Source organism: Tamlana sp. I1, assembly GCF_015355625.1.
Lineage (GTDB): Bacteria > Bacteroidota > Bacteroidia > Flavobacteriales > Flavobacteriaceae > Pseudotamlana.
This window is the reverse complement of sequence record NZ_JACLAF010000012.1, coordinates 134,762-152,898: the sequence shown is the minus strand read 5'-3', so window position 1 is coordinate 152,898 and position 18,137 is coordinate 134,762. Positions and strand designations below refer to the sequence as shown.

Annotated in this window: 17 protein-coding genes and 1 tRNA gene; 9 read left to right on the top strand and 9 right to left on the bottom strand. The window is 33.8% G+C overall.

Annotated elements, in window-relative coordinates; genetic code table 11:
* Positions 1-368: 368 nt before the first annotated feature.
* Entirely contained in the window at positions 369-1,913 is a 1,545-nt protein-coding gene (locus H6X70_RS12590) for an OmpP1/FadL family transporter (RefSeq protein ID WP_194768044.1), read from the bottom strand.
* Between the two features lie 108 nt (positions 1,914-2,021).
* Positions 2,022-3,104: a hypothetical protein gene (locus H6X70_RS12585; RefSeq protein WP_194768043.1), complete on the bottom strand. Its 1,083-nt coding sequence runs from the start codon at positions 3,102-3,104 to the stop codon at positions 2,022-2,024.
* A 99-nt stretch (positions 3,105-3,203) separates the two neighbouring features.
* Between H6X70_RS12585 and proS the strand changes: the two genes are divergently transcribed.
* The 5 genes from proS to H6X70_RS12560 all read left to right on the top strand — a co-directional run bounded on the left by proS (position 3,204) and on the right by H6X70_RS12560 (position 6,607).
* Positions 3,204-4,682, top strand: coding sequence for a proline--tRNA ligase (proS, locus tag H6X70_RS12580; RefSeq protein WP_194768042.1), 1,479 nt, complete (start codon positions 3,204-3,206; stop codon positions 4,680-4,682).
* A gap of 198 nt (positions 4,683-4,880) precedes the next feature.
* Positions 4,881-4,952, top strand: a tRNA-Glu gene (locus tag H6X70_RS12575).
* A 25-nt stretch (positions 4,953-4,977) separates the two neighbouring features.
* Positions 4,978-5,229 carry a 30S ribosomal protein S20 gene (gene rpsT, locus H6X70_RS12570; protein WP_194768041.1) on the top strand — a complete coding sequence of 84 codons (252 nt, stop codon included), beginning with the start codon at positions 4,978-4,980 and terminating at the stop codon, positions 5,227-5,229.
* A 186-nt stretch (positions 5,230-5,415) separates the two neighbouring features.
* Complete coding sequence (locus H6X70_RS12565) at positions 5,416-5,796, top strand: hypothetical protein (protein ID WP_194768040.1); 381 nt, start codon at positions 5,416-5,418, stop codon at positions 5,794-5,796.
* 145 nt (positions 5,797-5,941) lie between these two features.
* On the top strand, positions 5,942-6,607 hold the full coding sequence (locus H6X70_RS12560; RefSeq protein WP_194768039.1) for a M15 family metallopeptidase: 666 nt from the start codon (positions 5,942-5,944) through the stop codon (positions 6,605-6,607).
* A 3-nt stretch (positions 6,608-6,610) separates the two neighbouring features.
* On the opposite strand, the gene H6X70_RS12555 is transcribed toward H6X70_RS12560, so the two are convergent.
* From H6X70_RS12555 to htpG, 6 genes are all read right to left on the bottom strand, one after another.
* A complete protein-coding gene (locus tag H6X70_RS12555; protein ID WP_194768038.1) occupies positions 6,611-7,852 on the bottom strand; it encodes a DEAD/DEAH box helicase in 1,242 nt (413 codons plus the stop codon).
* A gap of 31 nt (positions 7,853-7,883) precedes the next feature.
* A complete protein-coding gene (locus H6X70_RS12550; RefSeq protein WP_194768037.1) occupies positions 7,884-8,264 on the bottom strand; it encodes a hypothetical protein in 381 nt (126 codons plus the stop codon).
* A gap of 62 nt (positions 8,265-8,326) precedes the next feature.
* Positions 8,327-8,962, bottom strand: a complete 636-nt coding sequence (locus H6X70_RS12545) for an MOSC domain-containing protein (protein WP_194768036.1) — start codon at positions 8,960-8,962, stop codon at positions 8,327-8,329.
* Between the two features lie 119 nt (positions 8,963-9,081).
* On the bottom strand, positions 9,082-9,906 hold the full coding sequence (locus H6X70_RS17030) for an FKBP-type peptidyl-prolyl cis-trans isomerase (protein ID WP_194768035.1): 825 nt from the start codon (positions 9,904-9,906) through the stop codon (positions 9,082-9,084).
* A 48-nt stretch (positions 9,907-9,954) separates the two neighbouring features.
* A complete protein-coding gene (locus H6X70_RS12535; protein WP_194768034.1) occupies positions 9,955-10,641 on the bottom strand; it encodes a DUF4377 domain-containing protein in 687 nt (228 codons plus the stop codon).
* Between the two features lie 153 nt (positions 10,642-10,794).
* Positions 10,795-12,705, bottom strand: coding sequence for a molecular chaperone HtpG (htpG, locus tag H6X70_RS12530; RefSeq protein ID WP_194768033.1), 1,911 nt, complete (start codon positions 12,703-12,705; stop codon positions 10,795-10,797).
* 233 nt (positions 12,706-12,938) lie between these two features.
* Here htpG and H6X70_RS12525 point away from each other — a divergent pair, with 233 nt between their 5' ends.
* The gene (locus tag H6X70_RS12525) at positions 12,939-13,943 is read left to right on the top strand and encodes a 3-oxoacyl-ACP synthase III family protein (protein ID WP_194768032.1); all 1,005 of its coding nucleotides are present in this window, start codon (positions 12,939-12,941) and stop codon (positions 13,941-13,943) included.
* 441 nt (positions 13,944-14,384) lie between these two features.
* Positions 14,385-14,744, top strand: a complete 360-nt coding sequence (locus H6X70_RS12520) for a CoA-binding protein (protein ID WP_194768031.1) — start codon at positions 14,385-14,387, stop codon at positions 14,742-14,744.
* On the opposite strand, the gene H6X70_RS12515 is transcribed toward H6X70_RS12520, so the two are convergent.
* A complete protein-coding gene (locus H6X70_RS12515) occupies positions 14,715-16,163 on the bottom strand; it encodes a sodium:solute symporter (RefSeq protein ID WP_194768030.1) in 1,449 nt (482 codons plus the stop codon). The genes H6X70_RS12520 and H6X70_RS12515 overlap by 30 nt on opposite strands.
* Before the next feature lie 119 nt (positions 16,164-16,282).
* On the opposite strand from H6X70_RS12515, the gene recR reads away from it, so the two are divergent.
* Both recR and H6X70_RS12505 read left to right on the top strand, forming a co-directional pair.
* Complete coding sequence (recR, locus tag H6X70_RS12510; protein WP_194768029.1) at positions 16,283-16,900, top strand: recombination mediator RecR; 618 nt, start codon at positions 16,283-16,285, stop codon at positions 16,898-16,900.
* 101 nt (positions 16,901-17,001) lie between these two features.
* Positions 17,002-18,102, top strand: coding sequence for a glycosyltransferase family 2 protein (locus H6X70_RS12505; protein ID WP_194768028.1), 1,101 nt, complete (start codon positions 17,002-17,004; stop codon positions 18,100-18,102).
* Positions 18,103-18,137 lie beyond the last annotated feature (35 nt).

The window sequence follows — 18,137 nt, the reverse complement described above, 5'->3', positions numbered from 1 at the left end:
AATATATTGTTTTTCAACAATCACAGAAAACATTCTTGTTCTACTTCTTTGTTAATAAGAGGTTTGTGCTTGAATGTGCTGCAATTAATATCTCAAAATTTAGTTTGCAAAGATAAGCAATTCCCTTTTGTTATACTTGGTGTTGAGAAATTATTAATTTTTTGTTTTAGTCTGAAAAGTTTCAAAGAAATTACAGGCTTTTTTATAAGATGAAAATAGACGGTTTAAAAGGTGAAAATGCCTGTCTTTCTGAATTTTTCAGAAGTTAAAAACTAGAATCGATTCCTATAAAAATAATCGATACTGTTTGTTTTTGACAAGATTTACTTTTTAAACCGTCTATTTTTCAATTTTAACTGTTGAAGGTTTTATATGTTGAAACCTAAAGACAGCGTTACATTTGGATTTTTTCTATCGATTGAAGCAAATGGCGATCCACCACCATTCAGGGTGTAAAGGTTATTTTGGTAAGATCTTTCAGCTTGATCATAGGTTAAATCTAATTTTGTATTTCCAAAGTTAAAACCTATACCTACAGAAAAACCAGTTAAATCGCCTACGGTTTGACCATTTTTATACGGGCTCTCTTCAAAACGATAACCACCTCTTAAACTAACAAGGTTAATTTTATATTCGGCACCTACGCGATAAGTTGAAGCATTGGTTAATTCATTCTGCATTAGCATATTTTGGTCAGCAAAAGCAGGGTCGTAGCTAGGCTTAAATTTTGTGTTACCGTGATTCTGATTTGAATAATCGAAACTAATAAGGCCGCTTCTACCAATGATATAAGCTAAACTTCCTGTGAACTTTCCTGGCGTTTGCAACTGGTATCTTGGGTAAACATTAACAACTTGGGGGTCTACAATTTGAGGTATAGATGTACCGTTCTCATCTCTAATAGTACTTATATATTGCGAAGCTTCTTCGTCTATAGAATACCATGTTGGTGAATTATAAACCAAGCCTGCTCTAAGTTGCGGGGTAATATTATAGATGCCTCCTACCTGAAAAGAAAAACCTACACCAGAAGTAAGTAAGCTGTTTTGAAAATTGATATGGTTTACGGTAGAACCTGTATTTGAGTTGTCTTCAATAAGGACTGTAGAACGTTCGTAATTTAAAAAATGTGAATTTAAATTCAATCCAATAGAAAACTTGTCTTCATATTGTGTTGCAAAATTAAAAGTCATTTTACCATTATAACCTGTGGCAAGGTAGGTGTAATTGTGATCGAAAACGCCTGCCGCAACATTAGAAAAATAGGTGGTATTATCATCGTCATCAAATTCAGGGTCTAAAATATAAGATTCATAGCCTAGAAATGCTTGTTGATTACCAAATCCAAATTGATTGCCAATTTCGCGATAAGCTCTGGTAATAGTTTCACCAGGCAATGCAGAAATATCAGCTAATCGTTGGCCTTGTGCATAATCATAAAAGTAACTGGCTACAGAGTTTGTGAAATTTCCATCATCATCTGTATTGGTGCCTCGAGCTTGCCAGCTGTTATTAAAGTTATTTGTTCTTTCGTAATTAATGGACATGGCGAATTTTGTCCATGGCGAATGACTTTGTCTGTTTCTAAATACTAAAGCAGAACCCGCTTGATTAATTCCAAAACACGATTCGTTTGTATGTGTAGAACCATTAAAATAATCTGTATTGTTTTTAGTGTTTATAACAGAACCTGTAAAGGTGACGTGGCTTTGACTAAAAACCACAGAACCTGCTGGGTTAATACTCACCGCACTCATGTCGCCTCCAAGGGCTCCAAAAGCACCACTTAAAGCTCTAAAACGCGCAGTTCCTTGTGTGTTGTCTTGCGAATATCTTAAAGCGTCACTTATATCTTGTGCGTAAACCGTTGTTAACGAGAGTATGCTTATGAACAGTAAATTAAACTTTTTCATGGGTATGTATTTATTCGATTTTAGGAATTAAATAACCAAACAAAATGAATTAAAATTCAGCTTATTTGGTTATTTATTGATATGAATTTTTCAAAATGACTTGTAAGATTAACGTCTTCCTCTAGATGAACTTCCGCTGCTTCCAGACGATCTTGAAGTCGATCCGCTTGATGACCTTGTGCTCGAGCTAGAACGGCTTGGTGTGTAACTTGAGTTTCTGCTAGAAGAACTAGATCTATTATAGGAACTATTAGAACTAGAACGTGTAGTAGGTTGCTTATATACGGTACTTGAACTTCTTCTAGTACTGCTGCTTGAAGATCTTCTTGTAGAGTTGTTGGACGGTGTACTTACTGTTGATGATCTTCTAACCGTTCCTGAATTTACACCTACATTGTTAGTGCTATAACCTCTATTGTTAGTGGCAGTAGCTCGCGTTGTACTCGTGCTGCTTCTTCGTGCAGTATTGTATTTTGAAACGGTTCCTCTATTTGTTGTTCCAACAGAACTGCGTCTCGTGTTGTTAGCTGCATTTGCTACAGAACTACGTCTGTTTACCCCAGCATAATAATTACCTCCGTAACCTCTTCGTGTGGCACTGTAAGAAGTATGTCTGTTTCTATAAGCAGGGTAACCCCAACCGTATCCTGGATATCCCCAGCCATACCCTGGGTAGCCCCAAGCGTAACCTGGATAACCCCAACCGTAACCTGGGTACCCCCATCCATATCCTGGATAGCCCCAGCCGTAACCAGGATAACCCCATGCGTAGCCAGGGTAGCCCCAACCGTAGTTAAAGCCCCAGCCCCAATTGTTCCATCCGTTGTCAATATAATTAACAGTTACACTGCTGTTGGTTTGTCCCCAGCCACCATAACTATCGTAGTTATCTACGATGGAATCATTTTCAACATAAGACGAGCTTTCATAAGCGTCTATATCTGTGAAAATCTCTGGGTCATCATTGAAGTTTTCAGCTTCTATAGATTTTGTTTTGAAATAATTTTTATAATAATTGTTATCATTAGCTACCTCTATATTTTGTTGTTGAGTTTGCGCAACAGAACCGCCATAAATACCATCATTGTCCGTACCAACATATTGGTAGGAACTACATGAAGCTAAACCAAGCAGTAAGCCAAACAAGGTTACTAATGGCGCTTTTCTGAGTAAGTAGTTATTAAATTGCATATCTCTTTAATTTAATTGTTGAACATCACAAAAATAGTTAGTTTTGCTGAACTATTTTTATATTTAACTTAGGTACAACATTTGTGCCAAAAAAATGATATGAGTAAAAAACTTACTAGTAGAGCTGAAGATTATTCAAAATGGTATAACGAATTGGTTGTCAAGGCTGACCTAGCAGAGAATTCTGCTGTTAGAGGTTGTATGGTTATTAAACCCTACGGATTTGCTATTTGGGAGAAAATGCAAGCAGAATTAGACAAAATGTTTAAAGAAACTGGGCACCAAAATGCTTATTTTCCATTGTTTGTTCCTAAAAGTTTATTTGAAGCTGAAGAAAAAAATGCTGAAGGTTTCGCAAAAGAATGTGCTGTAGTAACACATTATAGATTGCAAAACGATCCAGATAAACCAGGGAAACTACGTGTAGATCCCGAAGCAAAATTAGAAGAGGAGCTTGTAGTAAGGCCAACCAGTGAAGCTATTATTTGGAATACATACCGTGGCTGGATTCAGTCTTATAGAGATTTACCTCTATTAATAAACCAATGGGCCAATGTGGTGCGCTGGGAAATGCGTACACGTTTGTTTTTACGAACTGCCGAATTTTTATGGCAAGAAGGGCATACGGCACATGCTACCAAGCAAGAAGCGCTAGATGAAGCAGCATTAATGAATAATGTGTATGCTACTTTTGCTGAAAAATTTATGGCCATGCCTGTTATTCAGGGTTTAAAAACCGAAAGCGAACGTTTTGCAGGTGCCGATGAAACGTATTGTATTGAAGCATTGATGCAAGACGGAAAAGCATTGCAAGCGGGAACTTCTCACTTTTTAGGTCAGAATTTCGCAAAGGCATTCGATGTGAAATTCGCTAATAAAGAAGGTAAACAAGATTATGTATGGGCTACATCATGGGGTGTTTCAACACGATTAATGGGGGCTTTAATTATGACGCATAGCGATGATCATGGTTTGGTATTACCGCCTAGTTTGGCACCAAATCAAGTGGTTATTGTTCCTATATATAAAAGTGAAGAAGATTTAAATGAAATCACTTTGGTTGCCAATAGTATTTTAACCGATTTAAGAGCTAAAAATATTACAGTTAAGTTTGATGACCGTACAACACATCGTCCTGGGGCTAAATTTGCACAACACGAATTACAAGGAGTGCCTTTAAGGATTGCTATAGGGCCAAAAGATTTAGCGAACGAAACGGTTGAGATTGCTCGTCGTGATACTTTAACTAAGGAAGTAGTTAATTTAAATGATTTAACCGATAAAGTTGAAGGTTTATTAAAAACCATTCAAGAATCTTTGTTTAATAAAGCTTTAGATTATAGAAATTCACATATTACAGAAGTAGATACTTTTGAAGCCTTTAAAGAGGTGTTAGATACGAAAACAGGCTTTATCTCTGCTCACTGGGACGGTACTGCTGAAACAGAGGATAAAATTAAAGAACTTACTAAAGCCACAATTAGATGTGTGCCTTTAGAAGGAAAAGTAGAAGATGGGGTTTGTGTGTATTCTGGTAAGCCATCAAACCGAAGAGTTTTATTTGCTAAAGCATACTAAAACAAGGGAATAGCAAGTGCTGGTAAAATTTTTTTAAAAAAAGTTTATTTAGCACTTGCAACAGTTAAAAATAGTTGTATTTTTGCATCCGCAATGGAAACATTGTTATGTTATTTGAAAATAATGAAGTAAAAAAAAGTAAAATTTAAGTTGCAGATTTGTAAATAAGTTTTATCTTTGCAAACTCAAAAAACAAATGGCCCGTTCGTCTATCGGCTAGGACGCCAGGTTTTCATCCTGGTAAGAGGGGTTCGATTCCCCTACGGGCTACAATATTTTAATTAAGAAAAAGAAAATGGCAAATCATAAGTCAGCATTAAAAAGAATTAGAAGTAACGAAGCGAAGCGCTTAATTAATAAGTACCATCACAAGACTACTCGTAATGCTATTAAAAAATTACGTGAGTTAACTGATAAGAAAGAAGCTGAAACTTTATATCCTTCTGTGGTTTCTATGTTAGATAAACTAGCTAAGAAAAACATAATTCATGCTAACAAAGCAGCTAACCTTAAATCAGGTTTAGCAAAACATGTTGCAGCACTTTAATGCTAGAAACTTAAGGTTTTAAAATATTTAAAAGCTTCTCAGAAATGAGAGGCTTTTTTTATAAAACAAAAATTGAATTTTTAGTAAATGCCGTCACAAAAAAAATCTAAAAAGTCACTATGTTTTGTTTTATTAATATAAATTTACAACTTTAATTAAGTTAATTATTCACATAATCTTACCTCCTTGGAAAATACAAAAGCAATAAAATTAATCGATAAGATTTTGTCAAATATTGATAAAACAGGAATTAATACAGATACATTAATAGACGATATTAAAGAACTTAGAACTTACGCGATAGAGGAGCAGGCTCCTTTAGTAGTAAAAGTGCTTAGGTATGCTTACGAGCATATTGAAGAACATGGTACTTTTCTAATTCCGATGCTTGAAGATGATGACGCTATTGAAGATGACGAACAAGCAGATGCAGAAGTTCAGCCAGAAGAGGCTAATGTAGATCCTGTTGAAAGTCTTAAATATTTAATTGCACTAACAAGAAATTTAAATAATAAAACTAATATTTCCGATTTAAAAGAGTATAAAGAGCTTTTATTGGCATATTAATTTTACAATCCAAAAAATATAAAAAAGCCTTAATATTAAATGTTGAGGCTTTTTTTATGATTTCAATTTTAAGGGATAGTAAATACCGCTTTTCAGGAGTCAAAAATTAAATATTCTTTAAATTCGCAAAAACAAAAAATTTACAATGAGGATTAAGGTTTTAATACTTTTAAGTTTAGTCTGTTTAAGTGCTTTTGGACAATTACCTAAAGGTTTTGTTTATGTAAAAGATATTATTCCAGATTTAGATGTGGAATTAAGATACAATACGACTTATAATTTTGTGGGTAAAAAAGTTGAAGGCTATAAATCTAATAAACTTATCCTAACAGCTGAAACTGCTCAAGCTTTAAAATTGGTAAATGATGCCTTGCAAATGCAAAATCTGTGTTTAAAAGTATATGATGGGTATCGGCCACAACGTGCCGTAAACCATTTTATGAGTTGGGCTAGAGCTGTAAACGATACCTTAACCAAGCATATTTTTTATCCGGATATTAAAAAGAAATTTTTATTTAAGGAGCAATATATTGCAACACATTCAGGGCATAGTAGAGGAAGTACAGTTGATTTAACTGTTATCGATGGTAATACAGGCGTTCCTTTAGATATGGGAGGGCCATTTGATTTTTTCGGACCAATTTCTTGGTATAATAATCCTGATATTACCGAAAAACAACGTGCTAATCGAAAGATTCTTCACGATACCATGCTGAAATATGGTTTTAGAGGCTACTCTAAAGAATGGTGGCATTTCACTTTAAGAAACGAGCCATTTCCGCATACTTATTTTGATTTCCCTGTAGAATAATTTTTAGTACCAACGTTTCTTTTTCTTCTTTGAAGCTCCGCTTTTGCGTCCTTTTTTATGTTTGCTTCCTGTTTTTTTAGATTTATGAACTATTGGTTTTGCTTTAGGATCTAAAGGGTAAGGGTGATCTTCAATGACATCTAATTGAAGTTGAATAAGCTGTTGAATACTTTGTAAATATGCTTTTTCGTCTGCAGAGCAAAGTGAATAAGCTATTCCAGAATTTCCTGCTCGAGCTGTTCTCCCTATACGGTGAACGTATGTTTCTGGAATGTTAGGTAAATCGAAATTTACAACAGCATCTAAATCATTTATATCAATACCACGTGCAGCTACATCGGTTGCAATTAAAATATTAACATCCCCTTTTTTAAACTTATCTAAAGCTTCTTGTCTAGCGGTTTGACTTTTGTCACCATGAATACTATCGGCTTTAAAGCCGTTGTTTAAAAGTGTTTTTTCTAGTTTTTCTACACCAAATTTGGTGCGTCTAAAAATGATTATGTTTCCTTTTATGGTTTTTCTAAGGAGATGTAAACAAAGTTCAATTTTATCCTTTTTAGGTACTAAATAAAGGAGCTGGTTTACATTTTTTGAGGTTGAAGAATTTTGTGCTACTTCAATACGTTCCGGATTGTTTAAAATAGAATTAGCTAATTGTTCCACTTTATATGGAATGGTTGCCGAAAATAGAAGCACTTGTTTTTCTTTTGTACAAAGGCGTTCTATTTTTTTAACATCATCAATAAAACCCATGTCTAGCATCAAATCGGCTTCATCTAAAACTAAAGTTTCTACATAATCAAGGTTTAAAAAATCTTGTTTGTGTAAATCTAACAAACGTCCAGGGGTTGCAATTAAAATGTCAATCCCTTTTTTTAAAATTTCCTTTTGTGGTTCTATTGAAATTCCACCAAAAACAACAGCAGTTTTTAAGCTTGTGTACGCACTATAGGTTTTGAAATTTTCTTCAATTTGAAGTGCCAATTCTCGGGTTGGACTTATTATTAAAGCTTTTATTTTTCTGCCTTTTTTAGAGGCATCTTGCCTGTCAAATAAAGATTGAAGAATTGGTAACGCAAAAGCAGCCGTTTTTCCGGTGCCTGTTTGTGCAGAAACAACAACGTCTTTTTTTTCTAAAATTAAAGGAATTGTTTTTTCTTGAACTAGGGTTGGATTATCATATCCAGCTTCTGCGATAGCCCTTAAAATAGGTCTGTTAAGTTTTAAATCTTTGAACGACATTCAATAAAAGTTTCCGCAAAGATAGTTGAATTTATATCAGTATCTTTTTTATTTTCATGGCATTCCATGTGCGATCAATATCGAGAAGTTTTGTAGGTTTTAAACGGTAATCGCCTAAAAAATCCCAATCGAATTCCATGTATAACTTTGAGATTTCACTTATTGGTGTTTCACTAGGATAGAAAACCCAAACAATGGAAGTGTCTAACAATCTTGGTGATAGGGTGAGCATTTGGTTTATAAATTCTTCTTTTGTGTCTACAAATACCAAAGCACATTCTACACAAGATGTGGTAACTAACGATTCAGAATATTCAATCTCCTTAAAAACTTCATTGAAACTTTCAGGTTTATTCAGAATATAGATATCGCTAAACTGATGCAGTTTTAATTTTTTCGTGATTTTGCTCATAAACTAAAAATACGAAAAAATGATTAATAACGAAATCTAATGCGGGATTTTTTAATACAGGATTAACTTAAAAATTTTTGAAGTTCTTCACGTAATTTAATTGGTAAGGCCTCGTTGTTTATGGCTTTTTTAATTAATTCTTGGTTTTTGTTTTTTTCAAAAATTAACTTATAAAGCTGTGCTGTTGTGATGGCGTTTTCATCCTGTTCTATTAATTGAAAACGGTCGTTAACTTTTACTAAACCTTCTTCTAAAACTCGAATATAAGTGCCGGGGTAACCGTGTTCGATAAATTGTTTTATAATGTTTTGAGAGTTAAATTTAACCCCTAATTTAAAACAAGGTTCTCTCGGTTGAGTTATTTGAACCAAAGCGCCTCCAATTTTGTAGATAGCGCCCACATGAAGTTGGGTTTCGTCTAATTCTGATATGGTAAGATTTTCGCCAAACATGCCCCAATTCCAATCCAAATCAGGATAAAGCGTTTTCCAATAGGCGTAATGCGTTTCGGAAAATAAATAACAGGCTTTAAATTCACCACCATGGTATTTTCTATCTGAAACTTCGTCATTTTCAACATCGCTTTTTCCTAAATATATCGGTTGAGTTGTTGGTGTTTTATAAATACCCGTAATCACTTCTTTGTTGTTCCAAAGAATTTTGGTGGGTTTGGCTAGGTTTGTAGATGTTATTTTCAAAATGATGCGATGAAATATTAGATGATATGAAACGAAGTTCGGTAATTTTTGACGAAAGTTAATAAAAAAACCACTCCTGAATGTTAGAAGTGGTTCGTTTATAAATTGAAACTGTATTTTTAATTCACTTTAATAAGTGTTACATCAAAAATAACGACAGCACCAGGAGGAATAGTTCCTTGTCCTAGGTTTCCGTATGCAAGATGTGCAGGAATAAATAGTGTTGCTTTTCCGTTTTCTTTAAGTTTTGCAACGCCTTCAGTAAACCCTTTAATTAAATTACCTAAATCGAAGTTTACTTCTTTTGTGCTTTCATTAAAAACTTTATCATTAGTAAAATAGCCCTTGTAAGTAACGGTTACATTGTCTTTTTCGGTTGCTTGTGCACCAGTGCCTGGCTCATCTATCACATAGTATAATCCGGATTCTGTTTTTTCAGCGGTTATTTCGTTTTCTGCTAAATAGTCTTGGATTTCAAGATCGTTTTCGGTAGCGTAATTCACATAAACTAGTTCAACATCGAAAATAAGTACCGATCCTCCAGGGATTTTATTATGGTTTGAACTACCATAAGCCAAATGTGCTGGGATTAATAATTTCCCTTTATCACCTTCTTTAAAGTAAGTCATACCTTCTGTCCAACCACGAATAACTTGGCTTAGGTTGATAGAAATACCATCTTCGCTTTCATCAAAAGTACGGCCATCGGTAAAATAACCTTTATAAATAACTTTAACACGATCGGTTGATTTTGGAGCTTCTCCAGTGCCTTCTTCATCGATAACGTAGTACAATCCGGAATTGCTTTTTTTAGCTTCTAACTCGTTGGCTGTGATATAAGCTTGAATTTCTGCGTCGTTTTCAGCGGAATAATCTTTAGGTAATTCATCTTTTTCACAGGCTGTAAATAGTGCGATAGCACATATAAATAGGATTTTTTTCATTGGGGTATTTTATTGCTATTAATTTAATTGTTTATTTCTTGATTAGGATTAATCTGCTTTATTGAAGCGAAGGATTTCATTGCCGTTAGCATCATATAAATAAAGGATTAAGCCCTCTCTTTTGTATGATTTTGTTTTGTTTAAGGCTGTATTGTAGCTGTCTGGAGTTTGCATATCTAGGCACATTTTTCTAGTGCCTGCAATAGGACCGAAAGCTATGCTGTTTTCATTTAATGTTTCAAGATTGCCTGTGTAGTTATTACAGCCATCGGTACCCATTAGCATCATTTTAGAAATGTTTATTTCTAAGGTAGGGATATTGCTGTTGCTAATGTCTATAGGTTTTTCGTTAATATGTGTACAAGCCCAGATATCGTTAAGATGCATTCTTGGATCTTCTTTTTTCTCTAATACTTTTATGAGTTTATAATTTATTGATGAAGCGTCGGCAGGAACATCCTTTGCATCTAAATGGGTTTCAGAAACTTCTATTTTTTGAAGCAATCCAGGTTCGAAGTTAAAGCCTTCAATCGGACTGTAGAAGTAGGTCCATTTGGCGTTTTCAATATCATCACCTTTATATATTTGTAAACACTGTGCTTTTCCTGCTCCAGCATCGCAATCAACCTTCATACTGTTTACCCAAAAACTAGTAATTTCTGTTTCGTTAGAACTGCAAGATGTGCTTATGATTGCTAATAAAATAATGGCCGAAAATGTTTTGAAAAAAGTCATATATAAGATTTGTTAATTAATAGATGCCTTATTTTATAAAAGGTTGCGTAAAGATTGAAAAAATATTCCTTAAAAAAATCATAAAAAAAACCACTTTGAGAAATCAGAGTGGTTTTGGGTTTTTTATTCCGCGAAAGCGAAAAAAGTATGATGCTATTTTATCATTTCGTAGCTACGTTTAATGAAGTTTGTGAGTTCTTCACCTTTAAGTAAGCCTTGAGATAATCGTGCTAAATCTAAACTTTGATTGATTAATCGTTCTTGTTTCTTTTTTGTTTTAGTTTCAAGAATTTCGCTCACCAATTCCGAGTTTGTGTTTACCACTAAATTGTACATTTCTGGCATATTACCAAACATATTCATGCCGCCTCCGCCTGTAGCTTGCATTTCTTTCATACGACGCATAAACTCTGGTTGTGTAATAGTAAATGGCGATTCGTTGCTATCCATAGCTTCCAATTGTACGGTGAACTTTTCAGAAGGAATCACTTCTTTTAATAATTCATCTAAAGCTTTCGTTTGATCTTCATCTAATTTAGAGATGGTATTTTCATCTTTCTTAATTAAATTATTGATGTGATCACCATCCACACGAGCAAACGTAATGTTTTCTTTAGTGCTTTCTAATTTCTGAATTAAGTGTGAAATTATTGGAGAATCTAATAATAACACTTCATAATCTTTGGCTTTAGCCGATTCGATGTAACTGTGTTGTGCATCTTTATCTGAAGCGTAAAGAATTACTAACTTACCATCTTTATCGGTTTGATTGGCTTTAATTTTATTGAAAAGCTCTTCGTAAGTATAGAATTTACCATCAACCGTTGGGTATAAAGCAAAGGCTTCGGCTTTTTCGAAGAATTTTTCTTCAGAAAGCATACCGTATTCAATGACGATTTTAATATCATTCCATTTCGCTTCAAAATCTTCACGATTAGCATTGAAAAGTGACTTTAACTTATCGGCAACTTTTCTAGTAATGTAAGATGAAATCTTTTTTACAGCACCATCGGCTTGTAAATAAGAACGCGAAACGTTTAACGGAATGTCTGGCGAATCGATAACACCACGTAACATGGTTAAAAATTCTGGAACAATACCTTCAACATTGTCCGTTACAAAAACTTGGTTTTGGTACAGTTGAATTTTGTCCTTTTGCATTTGCATGTCGTTCGACAATTTAGGGAAGTATAAAATCCCTGTTAAGTTGAACGGGTAATCAACATTTAAATGGATGTTGAATAAAGGCTCTTCGAATTGCATTGGGTACAATTCACGGTAAAATCCAGTGTAATCTTCTTCTTTTAAATCTGCTGGCTGCTTTGTCCAAGCTGGATTTGGGTTGTTAATAATGTTATCAACCGTAATTTTTCTGTGAGGTTCTTTGGTTTCTTTACCGTCTTCACCTTTTACGGTTTGTGGTTCGTGCTCAGGATCGTTAATTTCCTTAGTTCCAAATTTAATTGGCACTGGCATGAACTTGTTGTATTTTAAAAGTAGCTCGCTAATTTTGCTGTCTTCTAAAAACTCCGTTGAGTCTTCAGCGATATGAAGAATGATTTCAGTACCTCTATCTGTTTTATCAGCAGGTTCTAAAGTAAATTCTGGTGATCCGTCGCAAGTCCAATGTGCTGCAGGGGCGTCTTTGAACGATTTGGTGATGATTTCAACTTTTTCAGCCACCATAAACGCAGAGTAGAATCCAAGTCCGAAATGACCAATAATACCTGAATCTTTAGCAGAATCTTTGTATTTGTCTAGAAACTCTTCAGCTCCAGAAAAGGCCACTTGGTTAATGTATTTTTCTACCTCTTCGGCAGTCATACCCAAACCTTGGTCTATAATATGAAGTTTTTTACCTGCTTTATCTATTTTAACTTCAATTTTCGGGTTGCCGTATTCTACTTTAGCTTCACCAATATTGGTTAAATGTTTTAATTTTAAAGTCGCATCTGTGGCGTTACTAATAAGCTCACGTAAAAAGATTTCGTGATCGCTGTACAAGAATTTTTTAATGAGAGGAAAGATATTCTCTACCGATACATTAATGTTTCCTTTTGTCATGATAATAATTTATTTTTCATTCCCTTGAAAAGAGAATCTAATTAATTTATAGTTTAACTACTGTACTCCATTAGGCAACAAAAATGCCAATTGATTAAATATGACAAACTGACACTTTGTAAAACAAATTGAAGGATTCTTTTTTGAACGTATTATTTTGTATTTTGGTTATGAATAAAAAAGTCTTCTCCCGAAACTATGAGGGTGATGAAATATAAAAACAAGTTTTGAAGATGTACAATTCTAAAATAATAGGCTTAGGGAAATATTTGCCAGATAATGTTGTAACCAATGATGATTTGGCGAAATTGATGGATACTAATGATGCATGGATTCAAGAACGAACAGGCATAAAAGAACGTCGTTGGATTGAAAAAGGTACAGAAGACACATCGGCAGTTATGGGGGCGAAAGCTTCTAGAATTGCTATTGAACGTGCTGGATTAACCAAAGATGATATCGATTTTATCGTTTTTGCGACCTTAAGTCCCGATTATTATTTTCCAGGTTGTGGCGTGCAAATTCAGGATATGTTGGACATGCCAACCGTAGGCGCTCTAGATGTTAGAAATCAATGTTCGGGCTTTGTGTATGCTATTTCGGTGGCCGATCAGTTTATAAAAACAGGCATGTATAAAAATGTGTTGGTTATTGGAGCCGAGTACCATAGTAACGGTTTAGATAAAACTACTCGTGGGCGCGGTGTTTCGGTTATTTTTGGTGATGGAGCAGGGGCATGCGTGTTATCTAGAGAGGAGGATAATACTAAAGGTATTTTGTCAACACATTTACATAGTGAAGGTAAATATGCCGATAAATTAATTGTGGAATCACCAAGTATAGCGCATTGGGTGCCTGAGATTTTAGAGTCTGAAGAAGAAGATATTTCCTATTTCCCGTACATGGATGGTACTTTTGTTTTTAAACATGCCGTTGTACGATTTAGTGAAGTGATTATGGAAGGTTTAATTAAAAATGGCTTAAAGAAAGAGGATATCGATTTGTTAATTCCGCATCAAGCCAATTTACGTATTGCGCAATTTATTCAGAATAAATTTGGATTGAAAGATCACCAGGTTTTTAATAATATTATGAAATACGGAAACACTACAGCGGCTTCGGTAATTATTGCGCTAACTGAAGCTTGGGAAGAAGGTAAGATAAATGAAGGTGATCATGTTGTGTTAGCAGCTTTTGGTAGTGGTTTTACTTGGGCGAGTGCTATAATAAAATGGTAAAAAAACTTATTTTTAGGATAAAATATAAAAAGCTCAAACTGTACAGTTTGAGCTTTTTTTAGCTATTAATCCACTTCAACTAACACTTGATGAAGAATCTTAATAACTTAGACGTATTAAATTGAGAATTATTGCATAACTATTTGATTTTTAACATTTTTAACAAAAATAAAGCCCGAAACGAATTTCGGGCTTTTGTATACAATGCTTAGTAGACGAATTTTTAATGGTGTAGATGACTAACTCTAATAACTAAAAAATTTATTCGTGTTTGGTTAGATTGTATGGTTTTGTAACGTTGATTATTTATAATTATTGCAAATAATTAAAATTTTAACATATTACTTGTTATTATAACCTTAAAAGCTTGTTAATTCTGTTTAAATATCTGTTTTTGGTCTTAAAAATAGTTATTTTCATTTTTTATTAATTCTAAATATTATGAATAAAAAAACACTTGTTCTTGGCGTGTCTTTAAAGCCTGATCGCTATTCGTATTTGGCTGTTCAAAGGTTAGCACAGAAAGTTGAAGTTGTTGCTTTTGGTTTGAAAGCTGGGCAGATTTCGAATGTAAATATTGAAACCGAACTATTCCCTTATGAAGACATTCACACGGTTACATTATATCTAAACCCGACTCACCAAAAGGAATATTATGATTATATTCTCAGTTTAAATCCGGAGCGTGTTATATTTAACCCCGGTACCGAAAACCCTGAATTTTATAATATTTTAAAAGAAAACGCTATTTTTTATGAAGTAGCGTGTACATTAGTTTTGTTGTCTACGAATCAGTACTAAACCTAAAAAGGTTAATAACCCATTTACAATTAATATTTCAAAACCTATTTGGTAGCCGTTTAATAAATCGACAGAATAAGCGTTTATCGCGTAAGAAATAATGGGAGCGATTAGCGCTACAATCCAAACATATTTGTCCTTTAGTTCTGCTTTGGTCATAATTCCAAAAGCAAACAAACCGAGCAGTGGGCCGTAAGTGTAACCTGCGGCTTTAAATAATTCCCAGATTACGGAGACATCTTTAAAGATAGAATCGAATAAAACAATCACGATTACTAAAAGAATACTTATAAAAACGTGGGTTTGTTTTCTAATTTTCTTCTGAATTTCTTTTGGTTTTTTATCCAATTCAATAATATCGATACAAAAAGAGGTGGTTAATGAGGTTAAAGCTGAATCGGCACTAGAATAGGCTGCAGCAATTAAACCAAGCAGAAAAAATGATGAGGTGATAATACCAATTTCTGGCAACATGGCTATGGTTGGAAATAATTCATCTTTACTAGCAGTAATACCGTTTTTTTGAGCGTATTGCGTTAATAATAAGCCTAATGCCAAAAATAGAATATTCACAAAAATTAAAATCACACTAAAAGAAATCATGTTTTTCTGTGCTTCTTTTAGGTTTTTACAAGTTAGGTTTTTTTGCATCATATCTTGATCTAAACCTGTCATAGTTATGGTAATAAACATTCCTGCTAGAAAACTTTTGAAGAAATATTGCGCATCATTAACATCATCAAAAAAGAAAACTTTACTCATGCTACTTTCTTTCACATTCGTGTAAATTTTAGAAATGCCATGTAAATCTAATGCCGAAGCTAAAAATGCGATGGTAACCACGACAGAAATCAGCATAAAAAGGGTTTGCAATGTGTCGGTAAAAATGATGGTTTTAATCCCACCTTTAAAGGTGTACAACCAAATTAAAGCAATGGTAATAATTACGGTTATGGTAAACGGAATACCGTATTGGTCGAATACCAATAATTGTAAAACTTTAGCAACCAAAAACAGTCTAAACGCCGCACCAACAATACGTGATATTAAAAAAGCTACCGATCCTGTTTTGTAGCTCACATTCCCAAAACGATCTCTTAAATAGGTGTAAATCGAGGTTAAATTTAGTTTGTAATAAATAGGTAAAAGCACATAAGCAATGACTAAATAGCCAAAAAAGTAGCCAAAAACCACTTGTAAATACCCAAATTGCTTTACTTCTACAGCGCCAGGAACAGAAATAAAAGTAACCCCAGAAAGCGATGCGCCAATCATCCCGAAAGCCACTAAATACCAAGGTGCCGATTTATTGGCTTTAAAAAAGGCTTCGTTGCTGTCTTCTTTCCCTGTGAAGTAGGAAATTAAAATTAGAACTACAAAATAAGCAGAGATAAGCAGGAGAATTTGAGTAGGCGTCATTTAACTTAATTTTGATGCCAAAATACAAAATATGTTTTCAGTCTATGACTTAACAACTAGGATTTTATTCTTTTAGTGGTTTCCTTTATAATCTTTTAAAAAATGTTAAATTCGCAGCCATGGAATTTTCATCCAAAATATTAGAACGTGCTGTAAACGAAATGTCTCAGTTGCCTGGCATAGGTAAACGTACGGCATTACGTTTGGTTTTGCATATGTTAAAACAGCCAAAAGATCAAACAATTGCTTTGGTTGAAGCTTTACGAACCATGCGCGAAGCTATTAAGTTTTGCAAATCTTGCCACAATATAAGTGATGTTGAACTTTGCGAAATTTGTGCTAATCCAAGTAGAGATACCAGCTTAATTTGCGTGGTTGAAGATATTAGGGATGTTATGGCTATTGAAAACACAAGCTCTTTTAAAGGACTATATCATGTGTTGGGAGGAAAAATTTCGCCAATGGATGGTGTGGGACCTCACGACCTAAATATTGAGTCTTTGGTAGAAAAAGTTAAAGCAGGTAAAATAAAAGAACTGTTTTTTGCGTTAAGTTCAACCATGGAAGGTGACACGACCAATTTTTATATTTATAAACAGATTCAGGACTATAAAATTTTTACTTCAACCATTGCAAGAGGGATTTCGGTTGGAGATGAATTGGAATATGCTGATGAAGTCACTTTAAGTAGAAGTATTGTAAATCGAGTGCCTTTTGAAAATTCATTAAAACTATAGAAACTAACTAAGCGTGATAAAAAAAACTACTCAATTAATAAAACATTCTACATCTAACGAAGCATTCCACTTGATCTTTTAATAAACATTTAAACGCTCTCGTGAAACTCTCAATCGTTATATTAAATTACAACGTGCGTCATTTTTTAGAACTTTGTCTAAAAAGTGCGCAAGCTGCTACCGTAAATCTAAATTCAGAAATTATTGTTGTCGATAATAATTCAAGTGATGATAGCTGTCAAATGGTTAAAGGTTTATTTCCAGAGGTTATTCTTATCGAAAACAAAATAAACGGGGGGTTTTCTAAAGGGAACAATATTGGGGTAGCACGCGCTAAAGGCGAATATCTCTGTATTTTAAATCCAGATACAGTTGTTGCCGAAGATACTTTTATCAAATTATTACAATTTGCAGACACCAAGAGTAAATTAGGCATCGTTGGCTGTAAACTTATTAATGGTTCAGGTGTGTTTTTGCCTGAAAGTAAACGTAATATTCCTTACGTTCATGTCGCGTTGAAGAAAATGTGTGGTAACTCTAAAGAATATTATGCCAATCATTTGGGTGAAAATGAAATTGGTCACGTTGAAATTTTAGTAGGTGCTTTTATGCTTTTAAAACGCTCGGTTTACAATGAAATTCATGGTTTCGATGAAGATTATTTCATGTATGGCGAGGATATCGACTTGTCTTATAAAGTCCAAAAAGCTGGCTATAGAAACTATTATTTTGGCGAAACAACAGTGATTCATTACAAAGGAGAAAGTACCTTAAAAGATAAGTTTTACGCCAGAAAATTTTATGGCGCCATGCAAATTTTTTATGAAAAGCATTTTAAAACCAATCTGTTATTCGATATGATGGTTTGGTTAGGTATCAAATTTTTCTATGTGTTACGACGTGTGCCTAAAATTAAAAAGAAACGTGTTAGTCAATATCTTTTTGTTTCAGATAAAGTAAACGAATCTCTAAAAAACAGCCTAAAAAAACCTTTAGTTTTACGTAAAAATATTGATGTAGAAGCCAAAAACACCGAAGTTATTTTCGATGCAAATTATCTGACTTACAAAGAGATCATTACGATTATAGAAGCTAGTTTTTCAAAAAGTAAAGGGATTACATTTAAAATACTTCCAAATAAATCAAATTTTATATTAGGTAGTGATACAGGTGGAGTTAGAGGTGAGATTATATGTTTTTAATAGTTTTTACTGAAAATAATCTAAAGGAACTCGTG

Bases quoted from the DNA above. Each gene is read 5' to 3' on its own strand.
- H6X70_RS12535 (WP_194768034.1), bottom strand. From the start codon at position 10,641: ATGACTTTTTTCAAAACATTTTCGGCCATTATTTTATTAGCAATCATA.
- H6X70_RS12585 (WP_194768043.1), bottom strand. From the start codon at position 3,104: ATGCAATTTAATAACTACTTACTCAGAAAAGCGCCATTAGTAACCTTG.
- H6X70_RS12515 (WP_194768030.1), bottom strand. From the start codon at position 16,163: ATGACGCCTACTCAAATTCTCCTGCTTATCTCTGCTTATTTTGTAGTT.
- htpG (WP_194768033.1), bottom strand. From the start codon at position 12,705: ATGACAAAAGGAAACATTAATGTATCGGTAGAGAATATCTTTCCTCTC.
- H6X70_RS12560 (WP_194768039.1), top strand. From the start codon at position 5,942: ATGAGGATTAAGGTTTTAATACTTTTAAGTTTAGTCTGTTTAAGTGCT.
- H6X70_RS12520 (WP_194768031.1), top strand. From the start codon at position 14,385: ATGAATAAAAAAACACTTGTTCTTGGCGTGTCTTTAAAGCCTGATCGC.
- H6X70_RS12555 (WP_194768038.1), bottom strand. From the start codon at position 7,852: ATGTCGTTCAAAGATTTAAAACTTAACAGACCTATTTTAAGGGCTATC.
- H6X70_RS17030 (WP_194768035.1), bottom strand. From the start codon at position 9,906: ATGAAAAAAATCCTATTTATATGTGCTATCGCACTATTTACAGCCTGT.
- rpsT (WP_194768041.1), top strand. From the start codon at position 4,978: ATGGCAAATCATAAGTCAGCATTAAAAAGAATTAGAAGTAACGAAGCG.
- H6X70_RS12550 (WP_194768037.1), bottom strand. From the start codon at position 8,264: ATGAGCAAAATCACGAAAAAATTAAAACTGCATCAGTTTAGCGATATC.
- H6X70_RS12590 (WP_194768044.1), bottom strand. From the start codon at position 1,913: ATGAAAAAGTTTAATTTACTGTTCATAAGCATACTCTCGTTAACAACG.
- H6X70_RS12525 (WP_194768032.1), top strand. From the start codon at position 12,939: ATGTACAATTCTAAAATAATAGGCTTAGGGAAATATTTGCCAGATAAT.
- proS (WP_194768042.1), top strand. From the start codon at position 3,204: ATGAGTAAAAAACTTACTAGTAGAGCTGAAGATTATTCAAAATGGTAT.
- recR (WP_194768029.1), top strand. From the start codon at position 16,283: ATGGAATTTTCATCCAAAATATTAGAACGTGCTGTAAACGAAATGTCT.